Raw genomic sequence first — 24,690 nt, 5'->3', positions numbered from 1 at the left:
AATCGCACGCACTTAAAACAGCAACATCTAAACAATCATCACTTTTTTAAAGGTAGTGCGATGGATTACAAAGACACTCTTATTTTACCAAATACGCCTTTTCCTATGCGTGGGAATCTCACACAAAATGAGCCAAAACTCTATGCACAATGGCAGGCAAATCATCTCTACAAAGATATAAAGGCGCGCAATGCAAGCGCTAAAATAAGCTTTAACCTCCACGATGGTCCGCCTTATGCAAACGGACATTTACACATCGGGCACGCGTTAAATAAAATCCTAAAAGATATGGTGGTGAAATATCATTTTTTTGCAGGTGAAAATATCGCGTATGTACCCGGCTGGGACTGCCACGGATTGCCCATAGAGCAAAAAGTTGAGGAAAAAATCACAAAGGCAAAAAAAGACACACTTCCAAAAACAAAGATTAGAGCGCTTTGTCGTGAGTGGGCGGGGGATTTTGTCAAGATTCAAAGTGAGGAATTTCAAGCGCTTGGAGTGCTTGGAGATTTTGAGAATCCTTATAAAACAATGGATTTTGCCTTTGAAGCGCAGATTTATCGCTCACTTTGTGAGATTGCTAAAAAAGGACTGCTCACACAGCGTTCAAAGCCCATTTATTGGAGCTGGGCGTGTGAGAGCGCGCTTGCAGATGCGGAAGTGGAGTATCAAGATAAGGTTTCAGATTCTATTTTTGTGAAGTTTGATTTGCAAGAAAATACAAAAAGTGCGCTTGGTATTGATAATGCGCTGAGCGCTGGGCTTGTGATTTGGACGACTACACCTTGGACGCTTCCTGCAAATGTCGGCATTGCTATAAACCCAAATGAGACTTATGTGCTTTGTCAAAATGGCGCGATTGTGGCAAAAAGCCTTTTTGAAAGGCTAGATTCTGAACTAAACTTAGGTATGATTGTGAAAGAATTTAGCGCGCAGAGTTTGGAAAATCTTAAGGCAAAAAATCCGCTTAATGGGCGGGATTCTGTAATTATTTTGGGTGAGCATGTGAGCCTAAATGACGGCACAGGAGCGGTGCATACAGCACCCGGACACGGCGAAGAGGATTATTATATCGGGCTAAAGTATGGTTTGGAAGTGATTATGCCTGTTGATGACAAGGGCTGTTTTTCGCCACTTGTGGAGAATCTAGGGCTTTTGCCAAATGCAAGAGAATTTATCGGCGTGCAAGTCTTTAAGGCGCAGTCGCGCATTTTGGAGCTTTTGGGGGCAAATCTTTTGAAAGCGAGCAAAATCACGCATTCCTACCCGCATTGCTGGCGCTCACATCAACCTGTGATTTATCGCGCGACCACGCAGTGGTTTATTATGATGGATACGTCGTTTTTTGAGGGCAAGACTTTGCGTGAGATTGCGTTGCAGGAGCTTAAGAATGTGAGATTTTATCCAGAATCTGGGCGCAACAGGATTGAGGGAATGATACAAAATCGCCCTGATTGGTGCATTTCACGCCAACGCGATTGGGGTGTGCCGATAGCGTTTTTTACCGATACGCGTGATGATTCTGTGTTATTAGATACTGAAGTGCTTGATTTTGTGGCGCAGATTTTTGAAAAAGAGGGCTGTGATGCGTGGTGGGAAAAGGAAGTCAAAGATTTACTTCCGCCAAACTTTGCCCACCTCGCGGAGTTTTTGCAAAAAGGCAAGCATATTTTAGATGTGTGGTTTGATAGCGGTAGCACTTGGAATGCTGTGTTGCAAAGTGGGAATTATGATGCGGGCGCGTGTCCTGCGAGTATGTATTTAGAAGGGAGCGACCAGCACAGAGGGTGGTTTCAAAGCTCACTTTTGCTAAGTTGCGCGATAAATCACAAAGCCCCATATGAGACGCTTTTGACGCACGGATTCACAATGGATGGTAATGGGGAGAAAATGAGCAAGTCAAAAGGCAATACAATTGCTCCGCAAGAAGTGCTAAAAACGCACGGGAGCGAGATTCTGCGTCTTTGGGTGGCGATGAGCGATTATCAAAACGACCAAAGAATCTCTGGCGAGATTCTCAACCAAACTGCCGAGCAGTATAAAAAAATCCGCAATACCCTGCGCTTTTTGCTTGCCAATACTGAGGGCTTGCAAAGCCTCGCCCCGCTAGATAGCGCGCTTGATGTGGCGGTGCTAAAAATCGCGGAGCAAGAATGCCAAAACGCAATAAAACTTTTTGGCGAATATGAGTTTGCTAAAGCTTTTAGTGTGTTGATGAATTTTTTAAGCACGACTTTGAGCGGAATTTATATGGATCTATGCAAGGATAGTCTGTATTGTGATAGTGTAACTTCTGCGCGCAGGCTTAGCATACAAACTACAATGGCATTAATTTGCAAAAAAGTTCTTTTTGCAATCGCGCCGACACTCACTTATACCGCATATGAGGCGTTTTCATACGCAAGCGAAGTGATAAAAGAGGGCGGAAAAGATATTTTTTCTTTGCAAAATTGTGATATTTTTTCTCAAGCCACAATCACTAAGCGCGCGCTAGATTCTTACAATGAGCTTAATTTTAAGCGTTTATTGCGCGTGAGGGAGAAGTTTGGAGAGGTGCTAGATTCTCTTAAGAAGGAAAAAAGGGTGAAAAATTCCCTTGAGCTTTGCATTCTAAGCACAAAGCAAGATGAATTTAGCGAGCTTAAAAATTGGCTGATTGTAAGTGAGCAGGGGCATATAAGTGAGCAAGGAGATAGAGAGGTGCTTGGGAAGTTTAGCATTGAAGGCGCTGAGGTTGGGGAATCTAGCAATTGTGAATTTGTGCTTACATACGCAAATGGGGAGAAATGCCCGCGTTGCTGGCAGTTTGTCTCTAGCTCGATAGAGAAACCCTGCGCGCGCTGTGAATCCTGTCTTGAAAGTTTATAAAAGGCACAAATATGCAAGAGCAAAAAATATGCAGTTTTGATAAGGTTGAAAACACCGCAAATGAAGGGCTTAGCCAGTTTTTACAAAAAGAGCCTCGAGAATCCAAAGAATTGGGGGGGCAGTATTTTGACTTGCACCAGCCTTTTGGCTATGTCGAGGCGTTTAGCACAATTGGTGTGGTGTGCGCCATAGCGTTTGTGAGTTTCTTGCTTTTGAGATATTTTAAGCCAAAATGCAAGAGCTAGCTGATATTTTTGAACCTTCATTGCTTTGGGCGCATTCTTTAGTGTATATTGGGCTAAGTGTGCTGTGCGTGTGTGTTTGCGTTGCTTGCGGAATTATTTTTTTTCGTGCAAATCCTTATAAAAAAGCGCTCAAATCTCTAGATATTTCAGATTCTAAAAACTTTGCCTTTACTTTTAGCGCACTTTATCCGCGTGCGCTAAAGCACAATTCCCCCGCGTTTCGTCTCGCCAAAGAGCTAGAATCTAAGCTTGTAATGTATAAATTTAGCCCCGCACCACCACCACTAAGTGATGAAATCCTTAGCCAATACCAAAAACTCTGCGAGCGTGTATGATTTTTAATACACCCTTAGCCTTTCTTGTTATTTTGCCTTTTGTGGTGTTGTTTTTGTTTGCGCGTTTTGTGCCAAAGCTCGTGGCGAACGCACAGATGATGCGCGCAAAAAAAAGTGTGAAATTTGTAGAATGCTTGAAGATTCTGGGCACGATTTGCCTTATTTGCGCGCTTGCAGAGCCAAATATTATTTTGAGTGAATTTTCTTTTCCTAAAATGCAAAGTCAAATCGCGCTCGTGCTTGATACGAGCCATTCTATGGATATGAACGACTTTGGGAACATCAACGACTTTGAAGATCCAAAAACTTTGCATAATCAAAGCACGCAGAGCCCAAATCGCCTTGAGGTGCTTAAGCGTGTGAGTAAAAAATTTATCGCTAAAAATCCCTATGATAGTATTTTGCTTGTACCTTTTGGTGAGCATAGCCTTATGCTAAATCCACTAAGTAGCGATAGAGCGTATTTAAGCGCGCTTATTGATAGTCTAAGTCTTGGTATGGCTGGGGGTAAAACAGCGATAAATGACGCATTGGCGCGCACAATTTTTGCGCTAAGTGTGCCCACGCACCCAAATGCGCAAAAAAGCATTATTTTGCTTACCGATGGCTTTGATACGGATTCAAAGATGAAAACAAGCGAGCTGCTTAACTTGGCACTTGAGAAAAATGTGAGAATCTTTACTATCAGTATTGGCGAGGGCGCGGATTTGACAAGCTTAGAATATATCGCAAAAACAAGCGGTGGGCGCGCGTATTTAGCAACAGATTCTAAAAGTTTGGATTCTATTTTTGATGCCATTGGCGAGATTATCCCACATAGCGTAGTCGTGCCTTACAGCTACTCGTTGCAGATTTTTTTTATTATGCTTGGAATTGTGTTTTTGCTTGTGTATTGGTGGCTTAAATATGGCTTTGTGAGTGGGATTTTAGGGATTTTTGCAAGTGTGAAAAACTTTTTTTTACACAAAAATTTAAAAGCGCTCTTGGATTTTAGAATCTTTGCTTTTCTCGCATTTATCTGCTTTTGCACGGCGTGCGCGCTTTGCTTGACACAGAGTAATTTACCAAAGAGTTCAAATGCAGTTTTTGTACTTGATGTTTCAAAATCAATGCTTGCAAAAGACCTTTATCCCACGCGCTTGAAATTTGCCACCACAAAGCTTGCGAAGATTCTTAAAAACCATAAGCTGTGCTCTAGTATCATTATTTTTTCACAAAGCGCATATTTGCTTTCCCCTTTTAGCTGTGATTTTAGCACGCAGGCACTGCTTTTGGAAAATCTCTCTTTGCCTTATGGGGAGCATTTGGAGTTTGATTTAAACGCGCTTGATAATGGTGCTAGCAATGTGGATTTAGCACTTGAGATGGCAAAATTTTATGGAGAAAAAATTGTGCTTTTAAGTGATGGCGATTTTGCCACACCAAAAGGGCTAGATTCTACGCAAGGTGCTTTGTTATGGCTGTTTGCAAGTATGCAAGGAGATGTGATTGAGTTTGAAAACACACTCATTAAAGATTCTCAAAATAAGGTGGTGGTAAGCGCGCCAAAGGATTTCGCGCTTTCTGGTTATAAGGCGCATTTATGGGAGCGCGTGCAGGCAAGTTTAGATGAAAGCGATGAAAGCGCTATTTTGACGTTTCTTAAAAACACGCAGGATTTTTCGTTTTTGTATAAAAATACACATTCTTTGCTTTTTTTGTCTTTAGGATTATTTGCACTTTTTATCGCCTTTTGGCGTGCGAAGCTTTGAAAACCACTTGAGAATCTACGCAAAGCGTGTTATTTGGTGATTTGTGTACCTATGCCTTGATTGGTGAAAAGCTCTAAAAGGAGGGAATGCTCAATCCTTCCATCGATGATGTGGGCTTTTTGCACGCTAGATTCCACGCACGAGATACAAGCCTCTAGTTTTGGTATCATACCGCCACTAATGACCCTTTCTTTTTTGAGCTTTGCAATGCTTTGGGGATTAAGCGAGCTCATAAGCTTGCCTTGAGAATCTAGCACGCCGGTGGTGTCTGTTAGAAAAATCACTTTTTGTGCTTTGAGCGCTTTGGCAATCTCGCACGCAGCAATGTCTGCATTGATATTAAGCCCAATAGAATCTTCACTCATCGCAATTGGCGCAACCACAGGCAAAAATCCTTCATTCAAAAGATTTTCTAAAAGCCTTGTATCAACTTCAGTAATCTCGCCGGTGTAACCAAAAGTGCCATTATCTTTTGGGCGCGCTTTTAGCATTGCGCTATCTTTCCCGCTTAAGCCCACAGCCTGCGCACCATGGAGATTTAAAAACGCACTTAGCTCCTTGTTGATTTCCCCGCTTAGCACCATTTCTACGATATTCATACATTCCTTGCTCGTTATGCGATAGCCATCTTTAAATTCAGATTCTATGCCTAATTTTGCAATCATAGAATCTATCCTCTTTCCCCCGCCATGCACGATGACAGGCTTTATGCCAACCATATACAAAAGCACCAAATCAAGCGCAAAACTCTCTTTTAATTTTGGCGTAATCTGCGCCGCACCGCCATATTTGATAACAATCACATTCCCACGAAATTCGCGTATAAAAGGGATAGATTCTAAAAGTGTTTGCACGACTTTTGTATGAGCCTTAAAAGTGGAAAGATTTTGCATAATGACTTCTTTTTATGGAATTTTACGCAGTTGTTGCCTGCGCGTTTAGAATAGTTATTATACCATTGTTTGGGTTTTATCAATATCCAGCTTTAAGGAGTGATTAATGAAAGCAAATATCGTGTTTTTGGATTCTCAAACGCTTGGGGAATGCGATTTGAGTGTGTTTGAGAGTTTGGGGAATTTTACACATTATCCTGTAACAAGTCCAAATGAAGTCATAAAGCGCGCAAAGGACGCACAAATCGTGCTGACAAATAAAGTCGTGCTAGATTCTCAAATTTTAGAAAATCTTCCCAATCTAAAACTTATTTGTATCGTGGCTACGGGTATGAATAATGTAGATTTAGAATGCGCAAGCGCAAAAGGCATTGTGGTAAAAAATGTCGCGGGCTATTCTACAAATGCTGTGGCGCAACACACGCTAATGCTAGCTCTTAGCTTTTTGGGGAATCTGCCTTATTATGAGCGCTATTGCAAAAATGGCGAATGGGTGAAAAGTCAAACTTTCACGCATATAAAAAACCCGCTTTTAGAGCTTGATTGCTTGCAGTGGGGGATTATTGGGCTAGGGAGCATTGGTGAGCGCGTAGCAGGGCTAGCAAGTGCCTTTGGCGCGAAAGTAAGCTACTTTTCAACCAGCGGGAAAAATAGCAATGCCACCTATCCGCAAAAAAACTTAGAGGAGCTTTTAAGCACAAGCGATGTGATTTCTATCCACGCACCACTTAATCCCGCGACAAAAAATCTGCTAAATGCTGAGAATCTAAAGCTTCTCAAAAAGCGTGCAATTTTGCTAAATATGGGACGTGGGGGCATTGTGAATGAGGAGGATATTGCAAAAGAGTTGGAATCTAGGGAGCTTTATTTTGGTGCAGATGTGCTAGAAAACGAGCCTATGAAGCCAAACCACCCGCTTTTGAATCCTAAAATCGCGCATAAAATCTTACTCACACCACATATCGCTTGGGCGTATGACAAAGCGCGAGTAAGGCTTATTGATGGTGTTGTGGCAAATATTAAGAGTCTTGGAATCTAAAGGAATAGATTCTAAAAACCGAGATATTTCGCGCCCACTCAATATAACAAAAACAAGGCTTGTCATATTGACCTCTCTCTTTGTTATTCTGAGTCTTTAGGCGAAGAATCTAAAGATTATCAAACCGCGTGACAGAATCTTAGAAGCTAATTAATAGAAACGCGTTAAGTATGCACGCGAAGCGAAGCTTGTCGGGGGCTTTGCTCTTGTAAGTGATACAATTTAAGGAATAGAGCCGAAGCTAAAGCGAAGCCTTGCGGAATTTACTTCCACGCAGACGATACATTTAAATATAGATTCTAAACAACCAAAATCGGGACAGAATCTATAAGCCTTATCAATCAAAAAAACGTTGAGTATGCGCGCGCAAGCGAAGTGTAACGAAGCTGAAGCGAAGCCTTGCGGAATTTACTTCCGCGCAGGCGATACATTTAAAGAAATAGAATTTTTTAAGGACAAAAAAGATACAATGCGCGCCCTATCACAAAAAGAAATAATAAGGAGAATCAATGAAAAAGACTTTCGCGTCTTTAACACTAGGTAGTTTGCTTGTCGCTTCAAGCGCATCAGCAGTGGAGATTAATATCAATCCATTTGGTTATCTTACAGGAATGTTTAACTCACAGCCTAACGCATTTGGATTCCATGTGCGAAGCGGGGCGGAATTTAACTTTAATAGAAGTGGTTTTTATGCTGGGCTTGGTGCCATTGGTGCGTGGAGTATCCCCACAGGCAATACTCCTTCAAGTAGTGTAGGTGATATTTCTGATGCGTATTTGAAATATAAGCGAAGCACGAGAGATAAAGATGATAAGGTGAGAGAGACGCTAGAAGCGGCAGTTGGGCGCTTTAATAGCGATTTTATTATGAATGATTGGCTAGATGGAAATATGCAAGGGATTGCGGCGCGCTATTCTGTATCAAATCGCTTTGATGTTTATGGTGCGTGGGTAAATTCTATGCTTGGCACTGGGTATAAAAAAGGGCAAATTGGTGCGAGAAACGGGACACAATTAGCAGGAGTGACACCTTATAGTCAAAATTATAAAAACGCATTTATCGGCGGAGAAGTTTTGCTTGGTGGCTTTAGCTTTACAGATCGTTCAAAATGGCTTATTGACGCGTTTGGGTTGTTTAACTCAAAATTGCCCGGTAGTGTATTTGTTTATGACAATCAAGGAAATCACCAAAGCACAAAACAAAATGGTTCTGCTCTTGCACAAGGTGGTATTACGGCAAGCCTTCGCGTAAATCTTGCAAAAAATTTCAATGCAAAGACAACTTTACGCGGGATTTTCCAATACGGCAATACAGATTGGAAAGATATTCAAAAAACAGGTGAAGATATTAGCTTTCTTGTGTGGGGTGATGAGAAAATCACTATTATGAATGATTTTTATGTGGGCTTTGGTGCGCATTATGTAGGCGGTAGAGAAGGCACTGGTGGGATTTGGGCGATTACAGATTCTACGCGCTATTACGGCAATACGTTAGGACGTGGTGTGAATCAGCTTGGCGTAACTGTAGCTACGGGGGGCGTAGCGCCTTACTTCCTTAATAACACACTAACTGCATATTTATACGCTGGAATGGATTGGAAAAGAGTGAAAATTCACGCGCTTGCCTCATTCCTAGACTATCAAGAATACAACCTTATGGCGCAAGGCACGGTATGGAATCAGGCAAATATGAGTTTAGAAGTAGGTGGTGGTTTTGTAAGCTACACGGCTAATGCTGGCACTTGGAATAGTAGTAACAACACTATTACACAAGGACGCATTGCCTCTTCAAATAATTTCCTTGTGTTTGCGAGATTTGCTTACTAAATAAGGAAGGCTCTTGTTGCAAGATGTGTTGGATAGTTTAGACACTTGGGGCTATTTGCTCCTTTTTGCATACTGCCTTTATGGTGGGTATGTGGGGCTTATAGCTGCTGCGACGATGAGCTCACTTGGGAAGATGGATATTACTCTTTGTGTGCTTATCGCCTTTGTGGCAAATACCATTGGAAGCTCTCTTACAGCCTATCTTGCGCGTCATTATAAAAAAGAGATTCTGCCTTTTTTCTCAAAATATTCGCGTCAAATGGCACTCGCACAAATTTGGATTAAAAGATATGGCAAAATAAGCATTTTTATTAGCAAATATATCCATATTGTGCGCTTTATCATTCCTCTAAGCATTGGCATTAGTCGCTATAATTTTAGAAATTTTCTTTTGCAAAATATGTTCGCGTGCTTGCTGTGGGCTATTGTGGTCGGCTTTAGCACATTTTTTGCAAGCAATCTTGTTTTAGAGATTTTGGAGAAACTTGACCTTAATCCGTTTGTGTTTCCTATGATTATTCTTATATGGATTGGTTTTGTTGTGCTTTTGACAAGTAGATTAAGTAGGAAGATAAAGAAAAATATTTAAGACATTATGCGCTGACCCCTTGAGCCTGAAAAAATATCTGTTTTCAAACCGCTTGCTTTTAGCTCTTGCAGATTCCCGTAAAATGCGATTTTTTTGTTTTCTAATAAAATAAATCTATCCACGCTATCGCGTATAGAATCTAAATCGTGTGTTACCATCACAATGGTGGTTTTTGCAATTTCGCGTAAGGAAAGAATGAGTTCATCAAAGCCCTGCGCACTTTTTGGGTCAAGTCCGCTTGTAGGCTCATCTAAAAAGAGAATCTTTGGGCTTGTAATAAGTGCGCGCGCTAATGCAGCCCGCTTTTTCATACCACCACTTAGCTCGTGAGGATATTTATACGCGCTCTGCATTGGCAATCCCACACGCTCAATCCAAAATAGTGCTAACTGCTCGGCTGTCTTTTGTGGAAAAGCGCCTTTTTGTGAGAGTGGCATTACGACATTATCTAAAATATTCATAGAGCTAAAAAGCGCACCAAATTGAAACATAATGCTAATATGATCCAAAATTTCCCTGCGTCTAGAATCTATCACGCTCCAAATATCGCGTGAAAAAAACTTGATACTTCCAGCGTAAGGCTTTTGCAGATAAAGCATATTGTGTAGCAAGGTGCTTTTCCCGCTTCCACTGCCACCTAGGATTGCAAAGATTTCAAGCTCTCTAACGACAAAGCTTATGTTATCGTGGATTGTTATTTCCCCATAGCGCGTGCAGAGGTTTTCTACTTCGATGATATTTTTTTGCATTTTCACACTCCAAGTGCTGTGGTAAAAAATGAAAATATCGCATTAATCACAATCACCCAAAATATCGCATTTACCACGCTTAAAGTCGTTTCTTTGCCTAAGGATTCTGTATCGCCATGCACTTTTAATCCCCGATAGCAGCCAACTAGCGCGATAGCCAGCCCAAAAAAAGGCGCTTTTGCCATACCGACTAAAAAATGTGTGATACTGACATGCTCATAAAAGCGCTCCCAATATTGCGTAAAACTAATGCCAGCCTGCGCGTTAATGGCAAGCATACCAGAAAGGAGGCTTACAATATCTGCTAAAAATACAAGCAGCGGCATAGTGATGACAAGCGCTAAGATTCTAGGCGTTACTAAAAAATCAATCACACTAAAACCCATAGTTTTGAGCGCGTCATTTTCTTCGGCGAGATTCATCACGCCAATTTGCGCGCTGTAAGCTGAAGCCGAGCGCCCAGCTACAACAAGCGCCAAAACAAAAGGTCCTAATTCGCGCAAAGAAAGCTTTGCAATAATCTCCACACTAAGAATTGGTACGCCCATTTTATCTAGCTGTATAACGCCTTGCATAGCGATTGCATAGCTTACAATAAAGCTTGTTATAAGCACCACAGGCATAGCTTTAAGTCCAGATTCTGAAATGTGATAAAAAATCGAGGCAATTTTAAAGCGCTTAGGACGCACAAGGCTTAAAAAGAGATAGAAAAGGCACATACCAAAGAAATTGATAAAATCAATCATATTTGTAAAAAAGCTCTTCACCCCTTCACCTAATTCTTGAAAAGAAGTAAGAAGCGAGTTTGGTTTATGCGGGATAGGGTAGGCTTGCGGGTAGTTTTCAAGCAGTGCGAACATTTCGATAATATTTTGATTTTCACCTAAGGTGTAGGACTTTGATTCTAAAAATGACTTAAGCAACGCACAAAGTGCGAAATCTATTTCAAGGTTTGAATCAAATTCTAGCTCGATTGGCACATTTGCTTTTTGCAAACTCGCGCGCAGAGCCTTGAGTTTTGCTTTTGATGTGGTGTAGTTCCACTCGCCACTTAGCTTAATTTTAAGTGTTGGGTGGGATTGTGAGATAAAAAAATTTGCTTGAGGCGTTAATTTATGCGTAAAAAGTTCCATAGATTAAGCCTTTTTTTGCGTATAAATCTGCGGATAGAAAATCTTAAAGCGTTTATGAAACCAAAACCAACTACTTGGGTGCGTGCGGATAACTTCTTCTGTGATATTTGCCTGCATTTGGGTCGCGTGCAAAATATCTGCGTTACTATCATTTGAATTTTGTGCTCTGATGGGCTCAAAAAAGCGCACAACAAAGCGTGAATAATCTTCATTAAAATCAATAAACACCGGCACAATCGCGACATTAAAGCGTCTTGAAAGGATTGAAGCGATTGTGGTATGCGTGGCTTTTTTACCAAAAAAGCGTACTTCTATACCTTCATTGAGCCCGATATTTTGATCGACAAGGATTCCAACAAGTGCATTTTTTTCATTATACATTTTTAGCAAATGTTTAAATGCACCTTTTTTGTCAATCATCTTCACACCCTGTGCCTCGCGCCGTTTGATAATCATATGATTAATACTCGGATATTCTGTCAAGCGCCCTAAAGAAGCCATTTGGCACATTCTGTAATGAGGCGGCAAAATGCTAGCCATCGCCTCCCAATAGCCATAATGCGCGCTTATAAGCACTGCACTGCCATCTTTAGCAATAGAATTTGTGATGAAATGCTCATTCTCAAAGCTAAAGCGCGCTGCATATTTTTTCTTATTTAAAAACACTACGCGCACAGATTCTAAAAGCACAAAGGCGAAGTTTTTGTATGCGCGCTTGATAATGGCTTCTTTCTGTGCTGGAGAAAGAGAATCCTCATAAACAAAATTTAGATTTGCAAGTGCATCGTTGAATCTGCGCTTATCAAGGAAACAAAAAAGTGCGCCTAAGGCTTTCACATGCAAAAGAAAAAAAGAATGTGGGATTTTTGCTAAAAAAAAGCCAAGCGTATTGCTTAAACACTTGATAAAAAAAGTATTAAATGTTGTCATTGCTACCTTCTCTCACTTTTTTTCATAATATTTTTAGATATTCTTTGCGTGTATTTTCAAATCTGCGTGCTTTGCGCGTGAAAGGGTATTTTACAATTTTTGTGCTTAAAAATGCAGTGTGGGTGGCGCTATTCTTTCATAAGATTATTGACATCGCCATTATATTTCATCTCTTCAACCGGCGTGGTATCAATGAGTTCAGCAACTTCATTCATATTGATTTCACAGCCCTTAAATTCCTCTTCACTATAAGTTAGGTGCATATCCGCGCTTAACACGCCTTTAAGCTGGCTGATTTCTTTTAGTGAGGCAATATCTTTGCCTGTATCTGGGGCTTGAATGGTGGCGATAATAATGCCTTTTTGAGAATCTTCAAGCGCGACTTCTGTATAAGCGATTTTATTAATTTTCTCTAGCAGATTCTGCCAATTTTGAGTTTTTGCGCGGATAATGATACTTGAGATATTCATTTTTCACCCCCTAATATAAAAAAAGTAGATGGTGTCGCCATCACAGCCAACGATAACAAAATCTTTGTAAAAAAAGATACTATTTGCCACACCATTAACGCCTTTTAGTATTATTTTTGGCGCATTGAGATTGTGGGAGTTTGTAATCGTAATTTCACCAAATTCATCGCTCATATATGCGATATTTTCGCCATTTTGACTAATGCCAACGCTATAAACCAAAAAGTTTGTTTTTAGAGAATCTGTACGCGTGAGTTTTGTGCCAGATTCCAAGGTATAGACGCCCACGCGTCTGTCATTCCCCGCACTTACGAGCTTATTATCACCAAAGGCGATTTGAAATACTCTGTCTTTATTTATGTTGCTAATTTTTTCTATCAACGCGCCAGATTCTGGATCGATGATATAAATCGCGCCAGATTCCCCCGTGGTGTAGAGAATCCTATCTTTTGCGTTGTAAAGCATATCGCTAAAGCTTGAGTTTGTAATTTGGTTTTGATAAATAAGTGTTTTTGTCGCTACATTAAAAAGCGCGATTTCGTGGCTTAAGAATCCAAAAATTACTTCAGTGGGGGAAACCCACGCAGCTTTTGCGATATTTTGATCCTCAAGTAACAGCTCCAATTTGTCATTTTTTTGCAAAAATATATCGCGCGTGGAATTGCCATTTGCTGCGATAATGAGAATCTCGCCCTGTGCGTTTGTCGCAGTGTTGTAAATCTTTGGCTTATAAGAATTATCAAAAAAATCTTTATAAGAAGGGAGCGTGATTGTTTGCTTTAAAATAGGATTTTGTGGATTCTTAATATCATATACTAAAAGCACACCTTGCGTGGTTGAGACAAATAAAGTATCTTCTTGCAACTCAAGCGAAGAAATTTCATACTTTATTTTTAGTTCTAGTTTTGGTTGCAATGGTGCGCCAAAACCTAGCGTAAGCAAAAAAGGTAGTAAAAAATAAATTTTAAGAATCCGCAAAATCTTATGCCTTCAAATTGATATCGTGTTGGAATTCGTGTTAGATTCTATCAAAATAATAGAATCTAACATTGAATAGTTTATTTCACGCCTTGATTGAGCACATCAAGCAAGTTTGATTGATGCTTTTGTTTTTCGTTTGTGAAAACAGGCTTGAAATTATTACCCACCACAGGCTTTGCGTTTGCTTGTGGGACATGGCACTGCGTGCAGTTAAAGCGTGAATCTGAAATTGTGCTCATCTTTTTAGAAGCGCGCAAGTCAAACATATGTGAGCTTGGCACAGGGGTAGCACCCATATCTTTTGCCACTGCTGGATCGTGGCAGGTGATACATTGATTATCCTGCTGTGTGAGCGGTGTCATACCTTCTATATCGTGAGGGATAAGAGGCGGGGCATTTTCAAATGCACGCTCGATTTTTTGACTTTCACCCGCTGGGGCATCGTTGAATTTAAAATTCTGCAATTTCACATTTTCGCTCTCAAGTGGAACTTTCCTAAGCCCGATTTCTGTATCGCTTACGCTTTTTGCATAAAGCCACGCGCCAAAAAATGCCAAGGCAACTAATAACAACTTTTTCATTCTCTCTCCTTTTTGTAGTTTAGTATGCTAAAACCTAGTGCATTATCATTACACACTTCAATACAACGACCACATTTTATACACGCGATATTTTTTACCGCGTCGCTGTGTTTGCCTACCATATCTAGGACTTGAGATTCTGGGCAGATTCTCACGCATTCCATACATTTGGTGCAGTTTTCCACCTTATGCTTGACTTTGAGTAATGCCTTTGCGCCAATGAGACTATAAGTCGCGCCCAAAGGACACAAATGAGCGCAAAAGCCATTTTTAAGCGCAAATAAATCAAACAAGAATACCGCCAAGATTCCAAACGCTCCAACACCCATACCAAAGACTATGCCTCGATGTAATATCGAAATAGGGCTTATCATCTCCCAAGCCAATACGCTAAAGATAAGAGAAAGCAACAAGCTTAAGCCAAGCATTGCAAATTTTGCATTTCTAGGGATTGAAAGAAATTTGATATTTTCAATCTTAAGCTTCCTGCGTGCATAGGCGGCAAAATCAGTGATGAGATTTATCGGACAGACAAATGCGCAATAACCTCTTCCTAAAAATACCCCATATATGAGCAACACGACAACCACCCCAAGTGCTAAATCCGCGCTTATTGCTCCTCCTGCTAAAAAGATTTGCAAAAATGCCAAAGGATCGCTCATAGGCACAACTTCCGCAACTTTAGACGCGCTTAAGTTGCCTTCCAAAAGTTTGAAAGAGAGCAAATCCTCTTTTGTGTTTGCAATGGCTAAATTGCGCTCGTTTTTTTCAAACTTTGCAATATCTCCTTGCGTTACGAAAAATCGCGTGCCGTTAATGCTTATAAGCGAGCAATTTGCTAAAAAAAATAACACCAAGATTCCAATTTGTGAGAATCTTCGTAGTAGCAAATATTTACGCTTTGCAAGATAGGCTAACATCACAAATCCTCATTATTAAGATAATCAAGCGTCTGGGCTTTAGATTCTGTCTTTTTGTGTGTTTTGGCAGATTCTAAACGTTTCTCATCTTGTTCTTCCCAGCCTTTGATATAGTTCGTCCCCATTTTGCCTAACACCGCTTCTCGTGGGAGTACGCGGATTGCTGCAAGTTCTGTGACGCAGGCTTTTTCACATTTCCCGCAACCTGTGCAAATGTCATTTGCAACCATAGGTAAAATCATCGTGTGCTTGCCTGTGCGCTCATTAGATTTGTATTCTAAATAAATCGCCTCATCAATAAGCGGACAAGCGCGGTAGCACGCATCGCATTGTATGCCAGCATACGCGATACAATTAAGTGTATCCACTACCGCCACGCCCATACGCGCTTTTGTAATATCAAGCTTGCCATTTGTGCTGACAAGATTAACATCTAGCGCATTAGTAGGACATACAGGCACACAAGGGATATCCTCGCACATAAAGCACGGAATCTCGCGTGGGACAAACACGGGCAAGCCCTTTGTGCCTTCTTTTGAAAGGCTTAGCGTATAAAATGGGCAGGCTTCTACGCATAGTCCGCAACGAATGCAACTATTTGCGAAATTCTCCCGCGCTCCGGGGGGATAGAGCCAAAGCGGATTTGACTTAGCTTCTGCCACAAATGCACCCCAAGTAAGTCCGCCAAGCGCCACTAAACCCATAGTTTGCGCGATTGAATTTAAAGCCTTTCTACGTTGTTTATCCATTAGAATCTACGCCTTATAAACTTTCACGGCACATTTTTTAAAGTCAGTTTGTTTTGAAAGCGGACAAGTCGCATCAAGACAAACTTTGTTAATAAACACATTTTCATCAAACCACGGCACATACACCAAGCCTTTTGGTGGGCGATTTCTACCATTTATTTCCACGCGTGCTTTGACTTTTCCGCGTCTAGATTCTACCCACACTTGATCGCCTTGTTTGAGTTTTTTATCTTGCGCGTCAGCCTCACTTATGTAGCAAAGTGCTTCAGGCACAGCACGATAAAGCTCAGGCACACGCATAGTCATCGTTCCACTATGCCAATGCTCTAACACACGCCCGGTTGAAAGCCACAATGGATATTCCTTATCAGGCATTTCGCAAGGATCCATATAAGGGCGGAAAAAGATTTTTGCTCTATTTGCAAGAGGTTTTTTCTCCTCGCCTGCAGGCTTGCTTAAATCACCAACAGGCAGTGCCGCACCTTTGTTTCCATAGAATGCAAATTCTTTGCCCCCAGATTCTTTGCGCGCATAAGGATCGTATTTTGAGTTAAAGCGCCATTGTGTTTCTTTGCCATCAACCACAGGCCAGCGCAATCCTCGCACTTTATGATACACATCAAATTCTGCCAAGTCGTGTCCGTGTCCTACGCCAAAGAGGCGGTATTCCTCCCAAAGATATTTTTGCACGAAGAATCCATAGCCATTAAATACCTTGCCATCACTGCCCTCTACCTTCCTACTATCGCCAAAGACTTCAGAATTAAGCGGTTTGTTTTTAAGCATTGCATCATTTACGCTAAATTTCTTCGCTTTTGCATTTGCAAAGAGGTATTCAAAAAGTGTGGTATTTTCGTTGTAACCCATTTTCTTAGCCTCTTCTAGCACGCTTTTAAGCCCTAAATCTGGGTAATCTTTGCCCCAAACTTCTTTAAGTGTAAAACGTTTTGCAAACTCAAGCACCTGCCAAGTATCACTCATTGAATTTCCTTGTGGTAAAACTTGTTGCTTCCAATGTTGCGTTCTACGCTCTGCATTTCCATACGCACCCCATTTTTCATAAATCATCGCGCAAGGCAAAATCAAATCCGCGATTTTAGCTGTAATGCCCGGATAGCTATCGCTTACCACGATAAAGTTATCTAGCTCGCGTGCTGCTTTAATCCAGTGGTTTGCATTTGCTGTGTTTTGCCAAGGGTTATTGACTTGCACCCACACCCATTTTACTTTTTCATCTTCTAGGTTTCTTAAGATTCCAAGATATGGGAATCCGGGCTTGCCATTAAGCGTGCCTGCTGGAAGATTCCAAATTTTTTCAGTGATTTCTCTATGTTTTGGATTAGCCACCACCATATCTGCTGGTAAGCGGTGAGAGAATGTCCCAACTTCGCGCGCTGTGCCACATGCGCTAGGCTGTCCTGTGAGCGAGAATGCACCGTTTCCGGGCTTTGCTTGCTTGCCAAGGAGCATATGCACCATATAGCTTTGCTCATTTACCCAAGTGCCTCTTTGGTGTTGGTTAAAGCCCATTGTCCAAAAGCTTACAACCTTGCGATTTTTTTCAATGTAGTAGTTTGCAAGCTGTTGTAATTTTGCTTTGAAAGATTCTAAGCTTTCACTATCATCGCCTTTTGCAAGCTGTGCGACAAAATCAAGTGTGTAAGGCGCGAGGGCTTTTTTGAAATCTTCAAAGCTAATTTGCCAATGTGCATCAGCTACGCCAGATTTTTCCATTTTTAGCTCATCGCCAGCTTTTAGCCCAAGATATTGTAATGTTACACCCTCATCTTTGCTTAGGATTTTGCTATTTTCTTTCGCCACAATGTCTTTTTCGGCTTTTGAGAAGCTTTTATGGTTTGGATTATTACGCATACCATAGCCGATATTTACCCAGCCTGTGCTAAATACGCAGTGATTATCTATGAATTTTTTATCCATAGATTCTGGTCTGTTATACACAATTTCCCTTGCAATGTAGTTCCAAATAGCTAAGTCAGTTTGTGGCTTGAAGATAATCTCCATATCCGCAATATCTGAAGTTCTATTTGTGAAAGTTGAAAGATTGATAATTTTTACTTTATTAGCATTTGTGAGTTTTCTATCAGTGACGCGCGACCACAATACCGGATGCATTTCTGCCATATTCGCGCCCCAAGTGATGATAGTATCAGTAAGCTCAATGTCATCATAGCAGCCCGCCGGCTCATCTACACCAAAGGTTTGCATAAATGCTACCACCGCACTTGCCATACAATGCCTTGCATTTGGGTCAATGTTGTTTGAACGGAATCCACCTTTCATAAGCTTCACTGCTGCATAGCCTTCTTGCACGGTGTATTGCCCACTTCCCATAATCGCCACGCTTGTTGGTCCTAATGTGTTGTAAGCTTTTTTGAATTGCTTTTCCATTTCATCAAAGGCACGTTTCCAGCTTACAGGTGCAAATTTGCCTTTTTTGTCAAACTCACCTTTGCTATTAACGCGCAAAAGAGGCTGTGTCAAGCGATCTTGTCCATACATAATTTTGGCACAAAAATATCCCTTAATGCAGTTAATCCCTCTATTTACCGGTGCTTCTGGGTCGCCTTTCACCGCAACGATTTGTCCATCTTTTGTTGCTACCATAATCCCACAGCCCGTTCCGCAGAATCTACAAACAGATTTATCCCATTTCCATGATTTCTGTGCATCTTGCGCTTTTGCTAGTGCAGCACTTGGCACGCTTAATCCAACAGCTGAAGCTGCTGAAACCACTGCCGCATTTTTGATAAACTCACGGCGATTTAAGTTTGGTTGCATATTGTTTCCCCCTTGTTTGGTTTTTAGATTGTAATGCTTTATTTTGTTTATAATGCAAAACCTCCTTTCATTGAATCGCGGGATTTGTGGATTCGGTGGTAATTTTACCCTTACGCGCGCTGTAAGTAAATATATATTATTTTTTATACATATTTATTTTTGTTTAAAAAACTAGGTTATCAATCCCAAAATGGCGCATTTTTGGGCTGTTTGGTGTGAGATTCTCATTTTTAAAGCAAAATGCTACAAATTTACCCAAAAGGAAGATATTTTTCTAAAGAAGTTTTGCAAAAGTAACAAATAATGGGATACAATCGCAGCTTTACAATTTTTGCAAGGTAAAAAAAAGTTTTACTTTTGAGCCTTTTTAATGTAAATTTCAGTAATGAGATACTCTCCATTTGGCTTGCGTAAAAAATCACACACACTTTTATTTGCAAATGAGCTAACTTTGAGAATCTGCGCGCCGTTTTCATTTTCTTTTTTTTCCACCAGCACCCCACAGGCTTTATTTTGCAAGGAAATAATATAGGCTTGATTTTTGCTTAAAGGCTTGAGCAAAAAATCTTGTGTAATGCGGCTTTGACTTTCCGCACCACTGCTATCAGTGCGGAGTTCTAGCGATTCAAAAGTGAGTTTGTCTCCATTTTGATAAATGCTAAAAAAATCCCCATCTTTGTCCAAATCATTGCTATCATTTTGCGTTTTTTGCTTGACAAATTGATACTGCCCCTCGCCTAAATCCTGCCAAAATGTATTAAAACTAAGCCCATCAGCATACACACACGCAATAGAATTGAGCTTTTTTGCTTTTGAAAGAGGATTTTCTGCATCAGGTGTGTTAGGTTGGGAATCTTGTAAATCTTGTGTTTGGGAATCTTGCGCACTTTCTTTGGTTGTTTCCTGTGGGTTAGATTGCGCGCTAGATTCTGTAATATTTTGAGAATCCAGCACATACAACGCCTTTTGCTCCAAAATGTAAGTTGCGTTTTCACCCACAAAAGTAGTGTTTTTCTCTCCGATTTGAGAATCTAGCAATAAAAAAGAATTAGGTTTTTTCTTATCAAGCAGCAGAAGCGTAGTGTTGCAAAGTTCTTCATTGCAATTTGTTTCAACCTTGAAATAAAAATCCGCATTTTCATAGCATTCCGCTCCAAAGCCTTGTAGGCAAAAAAGACTTGTTAAAAATATCAAGCAAAAATTCTTTTTCATTTTTTAAAACCTTTTAAGTTTCATTGTTATCTCACGCACGCGCTAGATTCTAGCACTTCCAAGAGAATGCGCGCCACTTCTTTAGCATCTTTAATGCTCATATTTTGCGCACAAGGGATTGAAAGCTCGGAGAGATAGAAAGATTCCGCGCTTTCAAGGCGCATTTCTCCAAAAAGTTTTTTGTATAAACTAAATTGATAAATAGGCTTGTAATGCACTTGCGCACCTATGCCTTGTGCTAAAAGGGCGTTAAAAATATCTTCTTTAGCACACCTTAGATTTGGGAAAAGTAAAATTGGATAGAGATGATGGCTGCTCTGCATATATGAAGGGCGCACAATAGCACTAAAATAGGGATTTTTAGCAAAAATTTCGTCATAGAATCTTGCAATTTCTTCGCGCGCAGAAATAAAGTGCTCAATTTTTGGCAATTGTGAAAGCCCAAGCGCTGCGCTTAGCTCATTCATTCGGAAGTTAAACCCAATGTCGATACAATCATAATTCCACGCTCTGCCTTTGATAATGCCGTGGCTTAACATAGCTTGCGCGTGCGTATAAAGGCTTTCATCATTTGTCAGTACCGCGCCACCTTCAGCAGTGGTGATTGGCTTAATAGCGTGGAAGCTAAAAATGCTTGCGTGTGCTAGTGAGCCAATTTTTGCACCCTTGTAGCTTGCGCCAAAAGCGTGCGAGCTATCAGAAATCCACACTAAATTAAATTCTTGCGCTATTTTTTCTAACTCTTCGCCCTCCACGCTTAAGCCTGCATAATCCACGCTTACAAGTAATTTGATGGATTCTTTGTTTTTATGAGTATTGAGAATCTCGCGCACACTTTTTGGGTTAATATTCCCATTTGGTAAAACCTCCGCAAATAGCGGTGTGATAGCATTTGCAAGCATCATATTGCAGGTTGCAACAAAGCTAATGGGTGTGGTGATGGCATAGATTTGAGAATCTAGATTTTGCGCTTTAAACCAATGATAAGTCACATACAGCGCGGAAGTAGCAGAGTTGAGACAAAGCGCGTATTTTGTCCCGCAAAACTCTGCCAGAGCTTTTTCAAATTCCACAACCCTTTGACCTTGCGTTAAATGCGTGCCTTCAAGCGCGCTAAGCAAAGCTTTTTTATCAGATTCATCAATAAGCTGTGTGCTGTAAGGGTAAAAGTTAGGCATAGTGACTTTTCCTTTTTTTGATGTATCCTCATAAGAGAAAAAGCTCTTATGAGCTCCGCTCTGGTTTCGTTTCACTTCGCTTTCGCACATATCCTATCTTTTTTAATGTAGAAAGTTGCAAGATGTTTTAAAAAATAGAACTCTGGTTTTATGTTAAAAGCTTTGAAACGCGCTCACTATCGAGTTTTTGACTTGCTTGCGCACCACGCAAAAAGTCGCCAAATTTTTTGAAAAAATTAGAGATTTTGCCAGAATCTTGCTCGTTTGCTATTGAATCTTTGTCTGGTAGATTCTTTGTCTTGTTAAGCGTTTGGATATTTTCTTGTGCGTCTTTTGAAAGCGCGCTTAGTGCCTCTTTTACTTGCGCTTTAGATTTTTGAATATTTTTGCTAAAAATTTCAAGCTCGCGCTTATCAGCGCTAATAAGTGAAGTATCCACCATCACAGGCTCTAGCACGACATTGTTTTTGGAATCTTTTATGCTCACACCAAAGACTTTTTGCCCATTAAAAGTGCTTGATTTGATGATTTCCTCAGCCTGCTCGCGCGCTTGAGTAATTTGTTCTTTAGAATCTGTGCTAAGTGCTTTTTGTGCCTTACGCAAAGGATTTTCAAGGGAATCTAGGGATTTTTGCAAAACCTGCAATTTGCCAATATTTAAGTTAGTTTCTTTGATATTTTCATCTTTAAGGTTTCCCAAGCTCGCCGTTTTCACGCTTTGAGCTTCTTTTGTCTTTGCAGGGGATTTGAGTTCTTGTATGTTTGCCTTTTGCAAGGCAATGCTTGAAGAATCCGTAGCTTGCAAGTTCGATATTTTCATAACTTAACACCTCCTTAAAAATAAATTTCCCTTAAAAAAGCGCAAAATCACCGCAACTCACTCTTCATTTTGCGGTAAAAAAGTCTGTTCGAGGTATTTTGTGTGGATTTTGCTTTGGTGGAAGTCGCTATTTTCCATCATTTTAATATGAAAAGGAATAGTCGTCTTAATGCCCTCAATGCAAAACTCCGAAAGCGCGCGGTGCATGCGTCTTATCGCCTCATCTCTATCCTTGCCCCAAACAATGAGTTTGCCAATCATAGAATCGTAATGCATCGGCACGGTGTAGCCCGCATACGCGTGGCTATCAAGGCGCACATTTGCACCACCGGGGCTAATCCATTTTGTAATTTTACCCGGGCACGGGTAGAATTTTTGCGGATCTTCAGCTGTGATACGACATTCGATAGAATGCCCTTTGAAAGTGATAGAATCTTGACTAGGAAGTTTTTCACCCTCGGCTATGCGTATCATCCATTCCACCAAGTCAAACCCGCTCACCATCTCACTCACGCAGTGTTCCACTTGCAAGCGCGTATTCATTTCCATAAAATAAAAATCTTCATAGTTGCTATCTAGCAAAAATTCAAAAGTCCCTGCACCCACATAGCCAATGTGTTTTGCAGCTTTGATGGCAGTATTAAGAAGCTTTTTACGCACACTCTCACTTAGCACGACTGCTGGGGATTCCTCAATGAGTTTTTGCTGACGTCTTTGCGCCGAGCAGTCGCGCTCGCCTATATGCAAGACATTCCCATATTTATCTGCTAGAATCTGCACTTCAATATGCTTCGGATTGCGGATAAACTTTTCCATATAAATTGTGCCATCGCCAAAGGCGCTTAGCGCTTCAGATTCTGCTGCAAGATAAAGATTTTTAAGCACTTCTGGCTTTTCCACTACGCGCATTCCGCGTCCGCCCCCACCTGCCGCAGCTTTGAGAATCACAGGATAGCCGATTTCTTCAGCGATTTTTTGCGCTTCTTTAAAGTCCTTTAGCGCACCATCGCTTCCCATAATCACTGGCACGCCCGCTTCTTTCATTACATCTTTCGCCTTAGATTTATCACTCATTAGCACCATTACTTCTGCCGTAGGTCCGATAAACTCGATATTGTGATGCGCACAGATTTCTACAAAATTTTGATTTTCACTCAAAAATCCATATCCGGGGAAAATCGCATCTGCACCAAAAAGCTCTGCTGCACTCATAATTGCTGGAATGTTAAGATAGCTTTGAGAGGATTTTTCCGCACCTACGCACACTTTAGCATCAGCTACATCAAGATAGTGAGTATTTTTATCTGCGGTAGAATAGATTGCAATAGCCTGCTTTCCCATTTCTTGGATTGTCCTTATCGCGCGTAGGGCGATTTCTCCGCGGTTCGCGATGAGAATCTTATTAAGTTTTTTTGTTTTCATTTTTTACCCCTTATCCCAAATCCCTAAGCTTGGCGCTTAGAGCTTTTGGATTCGCACGAGGTTTGTGCTAAATTCCACAGGTGTCGCGTCATCAACTTCAATAGCGAGAATCTTGCAGTCGCATTCTGCTTCAATTTCATTCATAATCTTCATGGCTTCGATAATGCCTATCGTCTGCCCTTTTTTAATCGTATCGCCGACATTCACATAAGGCGCAGCGCCCGGGCTTGGTGAGCGGTAGAATGTCCCTACCATCGGAGAAGTGATAAAATCTCCATTCGCGGTTGGCGCACTCGCAACAGGTGCGCTTTGAGCTTGAGTAGATTCTGCATTTTGTATAATTTGTGGTGTGCTAACAACAGGCGCACTTGCAACGATACTCGTGCCATATTTTTCTAGCTTGATTTCAAATTCGCCATTTTTGAGATTGAGTTTTGTGATTTCGCTACTGCTAAAAAGCTCCATAAGTTTTTTGATTTCTTGTAGATTCATGGTAACCTGCCTTTCGTAATCTAGTGGTGTGTTCTAGCCAAATTAATTCGTTATAATACCATAAATTGTAACTAAAGGGGTGTGTCGTTATGGGATTAAAAGCAGATAGCTGGATTAGAGAGATGAGTTTGAAACACAAAATGATAGAGCCATTTTGTGAAAAGCAAGTCGGAAAAAATACCATAAGCTACGGGCTTTCAAGCTATGGATATGATATTAGGGTGGGTGAGGAATTTATGATTTTTAGCAATATTGGTGCGGCACTTGTTGATCCAAAAAACTTCAAAGAGGAAAATGTCGTGGTGAAAAATGTCAAAAATGGGCAGTTTTGTATCATTCCGCCAAACTCTTTTGCGCTCGCACACAGCATTGAATATTTTAGAATGCCTCGCGATGTGTTAGCCGTTTGCCTAGGTAAAAGCACTTATGCGAGATGTGGGATTATTGTAAATGTTACGCCCTTTGAGCCGGAGTTTGAAGGGCATATTACTATTGAGATTAGCAACACCACGCCACTACCGGCTAAAATCTATGCAAATGAGGGCATTGCGCAGGTTTTATTCCTGCAAGGTGATGATGTATGTGAAGTGAGCTATAAAGACAGAGGCGGGAAGTATCAAGGACAGCGCGGCATTACATTGCCTAGAATCTTAGAATCATAAAGGGCTACTTTGATTTTGCTTTAATATTTTGGTTTTATTTTTATGG

At 40.9% G+C, this 24,690-nt stretch carries 23 protein-coding genes; 8 read left to right on the top strand and 15 right to left on the bottom strand.

Features of this window, described 5'->3' with window-relative positions; genetic code table 11:
• Positions 1-60: 60 nt before the first annotated feature.
• From ileS to A3217_RS07415, 4 genes are read left to right on the top strand one after another with little or no spacing between them, the layout of a single operon-like run.
• Entirely contained in the window at positions 61-2,868 is a 2,808-nt protein-coding gene (gene ileS, locus A3217_RS07430; protein WP_066389257.1) for an isoleucine--tRNA ligase, read from the top strand.
• Between the two features lie 11 nt (positions 2,869-2,879).
• On the top strand, positions 2,880-3,113 hold the full coding sequence (locus A3217_RS07425; protein ID WP_066389256.1) for a hypothetical protein: 234 nt from the start codon (positions 2,880-2,882) through the stop codon (positions 3,111-3,113).
• The gene (locus A3217_RS07420) at positions 3,101-3,448 is read left to right on the top strand and encodes a hypothetical protein (RefSeq protein WP_066389255.1); all 348 of its coding nucleotides are present in this window, start codon (positions 3,101-3,103) and stop codon (positions 3,446-3,448) included. The genes A3217_RS07425 and A3217_RS07420 overlap by 13 nt, the downstream gene beginning before the upstream one ends.
• Entirely contained in the window at positions 3,445-5,199 is a 1,755-nt protein-coding gene (locus A3217_RS07415; protein ID WP_066389254.1) for a vWA domain-containing protein, read from the top strand. Before A3217_RS07420 ends, A3217_RS07415 begins: the two co-directional genes overlap by 4 nt.
• Positions 5,200-5,228: 29 nt before the next feature.
• Here A3217_RS07415 and argB read toward each other — a convergent pair whose 3' ends face one another.
• A complete protein-coding gene (argB, locus tag A3217_RS07410) occupies positions 5,229-6,092 on the bottom strand; it encodes an acetylglutamate kinase (RefSeq protein WP_066389253.1) in 864 nt (287 codons plus the stop codon).
• A 106-nt stretch (positions 6,093-6,198) separates the two neighbouring features.
• Here argB and A3217_RS07405 point away from each other — a divergent pair, with 106 nt between their 5' ends.
• From A3217_RS07405 to A3217_RS07390, 3 genes are all read left to right on the top strand, one after another.
• Positions 6,199-7,131: a D-2-hydroxyacid dehydrogenase gene (locus A3217_RS07405; RefSeq protein WP_066389252.1), complete on the top strand. Its 933-nt coding sequence runs from the start codon at positions 6,199-6,201 to the stop codon at positions 7,129-7,131.
• Positions 7,132-7,640: 509 nt separating this feature from the next.
• Positions 7,641-8,957 carry a hypothetical protein gene (locus tag A3217_RS07395; protein ID WP_066389244.1) on the top strand — a complete coding sequence of 439 codons (1,317 nt, stop codon included), beginning with the start codon at positions 7,641-7,643 and terminating at the stop codon, positions 8,955-8,957.
• A 25-nt stretch (positions 8,958-8,982) separates the two neighbouring features.
• The gene (locus A3217_RS07390) at positions 8,983-9,546 is read left to right on the top strand and encodes a DedA family protein (RefSeq protein ID WP_231860306.1); all 564 of its coding nucleotides are present in this window, start codon (positions 8,983-8,985) and stop codon (positions 9,544-9,546) included.
• Here the strand turns inward: A3217_RS07390 and A3217_RS07385 are convergent.
• The 14 genes from A3217_RS07385 to accB form a co-directional block, all read right to left on the bottom strand.
• Positions 9,543-10,295, bottom strand: a complete 753-nt coding sequence (locus A3217_RS07385; RefSeq protein WP_066389241.1) for an ABC transporter ATP-binding protein — start codon at positions 10,293-10,295, stop codon at positions 9,543-9,545. The genes A3217_RS07390 and A3217_RS07385 overlap by 4 nt on opposite strands.
• A 2-nt stretch (positions 10,296-10,297) precedes the next feature.
• Positions 10,298-11,428, bottom strand: a complete 1,131-nt coding sequence (locus tag A3217_RS07380; RefSeq protein ID WP_066389240.1) for an MlaE family ABC transporter permease — start codon at positions 11,426-11,428, stop codon at positions 10,298-10,300.
• Between the two features lie 3 nt (positions 11,429-11,431).
• Entirely contained in the window at positions 11,432-12,358 is a 927-nt protein-coding gene (locus A3217_RS07375) for a lipid A biosynthesis lauroyl acyltransferase (protein WP_066389238.1), read from the bottom strand.
• Positions 12,359-12,486: 128 nt separating this feature from the next.
• A complete protein-coding gene (locus tag A3217_RS07370; protein WP_066389236.1) occupies positions 12,487-12,828 on the bottom strand; it encodes a chaperone NapD in 342 nt (113 codons plus the stop codon).
• A gap of 3 nt (positions 12,829-12,831) precedes the next feature.
• Complete coding sequence (locus tag A3217_RS07365) at positions 12,832-13,806, bottom strand: WD40 repeat domain-containing protein (protein ID WP_066389234.1); 975 nt, start codon at positions 13,804-13,806, stop codon at positions 12,832-12,834.
• A gap of 80 nt (positions 13,807-13,886) precedes the next feature.
• A complete protein-coding gene (locus tag A3217_RS07360; RefSeq protein ID WP_066389233.1) occupies positions 13,887-14,390 on the bottom strand; it encodes a nitrate reductase cytochrome c-type subunit in 504 nt (167 codons plus the stop codon).
• Positions 14,387-15,310 (bottom strand): quinol dehydrogenase ferredoxin subunit NapH, encoded by a 924-nt coding sequence (napH, locus tag A3217_RS07355; protein ID WP_066389232.1) that lies wholly within the window; start codon positions 15,308-15,310, stop codon positions 14,387-14,389. The genes A3217_RS07360 and napH overlap by 4 nt, the downstream gene beginning before the upstream one ends.
• Positions 15,310-16,059, bottom strand: a complete 750-nt coding sequence (gene napG, locus A3217_RS07350; RefSeq protein ID WP_066389230.1) for a ferredoxin-type protein NapG — start codon at positions 16,057-16,059, stop codon at positions 15,310-15,312. Before napG ends, napH begins: the two co-directional genes overlap by 1 nt.
• A 6-nt stretch (positions 16,060-16,065) precedes the next feature.
• Entirely contained in the window at positions 16,066-18,858 is a 2,793-nt protein-coding gene (gene napA, locus A3217_RS07345) for a nitrate reductase catalytic subunit NapA (protein ID WP_066389229.1), read from the bottom strand.
• 351 nt (positions 18,859-19,209) lie between these two features.
• Positions 19,210-20,070: a hypothetical protein gene (locus tag A3217_RS07340; RefSeq protein ID WP_066389228.1), complete on the bottom strand. Its 861-nt coding sequence runs from the start codon at positions 20,068-20,070 to the stop codon at positions 19,210-19,212.
• 26 nt (positions 20,071-20,096) lie between these two features.
• On the bottom strand, positions 20,097-21,248 hold the full coding sequence (pseC, locus tag A3217_RS07335) for a UDP-4-amino-4,6-dideoxy-N-acetyl-beta-L-altrosamine transaminase (RefSeq protein ID WP_066389799.1): 1,152 nt from the start codon (positions 21,246-21,248) through the stop codon (positions 20,097-20,099).
• A gap of 148 nt (positions 21,249-21,396) precedes the next feature.
• Complete coding sequence (locus A3217_RS07330; RefSeq protein ID WP_066389227.1) at positions 21,397-22,068, bottom strand: hypothetical protein; 672 nt, start codon at positions 22,066-22,068, stop codon at positions 21,397-21,399.
• Positions 22,069-22,125: 57 nt separating this feature from the next.
• Positions 22,126-23,490 carry an acetyl-CoA carboxylase biotin carboxylase subunit gene (locus A3217_RS07325; protein ID WP_066389226.1) on the bottom strand — a complete coding sequence of 455 codons (1,365 nt, stop codon included), beginning with the start codon at positions 23,488-23,490 and terminating at the stop codon, positions 22,126-22,128.
• A gap of 36 nt (positions 23,491-23,526) precedes the next feature.
• Positions 23,527-23,982 (bottom strand): acetyl-CoA carboxylase biotin carboxyl carrier protein, encoded by a 456-nt coding sequence (accB, locus tag A3217_RS07320; RefSeq protein ID WP_066389225.1) that lies wholly within the window; start codon positions 23,980-23,982, stop codon positions 23,527-23,529.
• Between the two features lie 89 nt (positions 23,983-24,071).
• Here accB and dcd point away from each other — a divergent pair, with 89 nt between their 5' ends.
• Positions 24,072-24,644 (top strand): dCTP deaminase, encoded by a 573-nt coding sequence (gene dcd / locus A3217_RS07315; RefSeq protein WP_066389224.1) that lies wholly within the window; start codon positions 24,072-24,074, stop codon positions 24,642-24,644.
• Positions 24,645-24,690: the final 46 nt, after the last annotated feature.

It is taken from the genome of Helicobacter himalayensis (assembly GCF_001602095.1).
Taxonomy (GTDB): Bacteria; Campylobacterota; Campylobacteria; order Campylobacterales; family Helicobacteraceae; genus Helicobacter_F; species Helicobacter_F himalayensis.
This window is presented reverse-complemented; position numbering and strand designations above follow the sequence as displayed.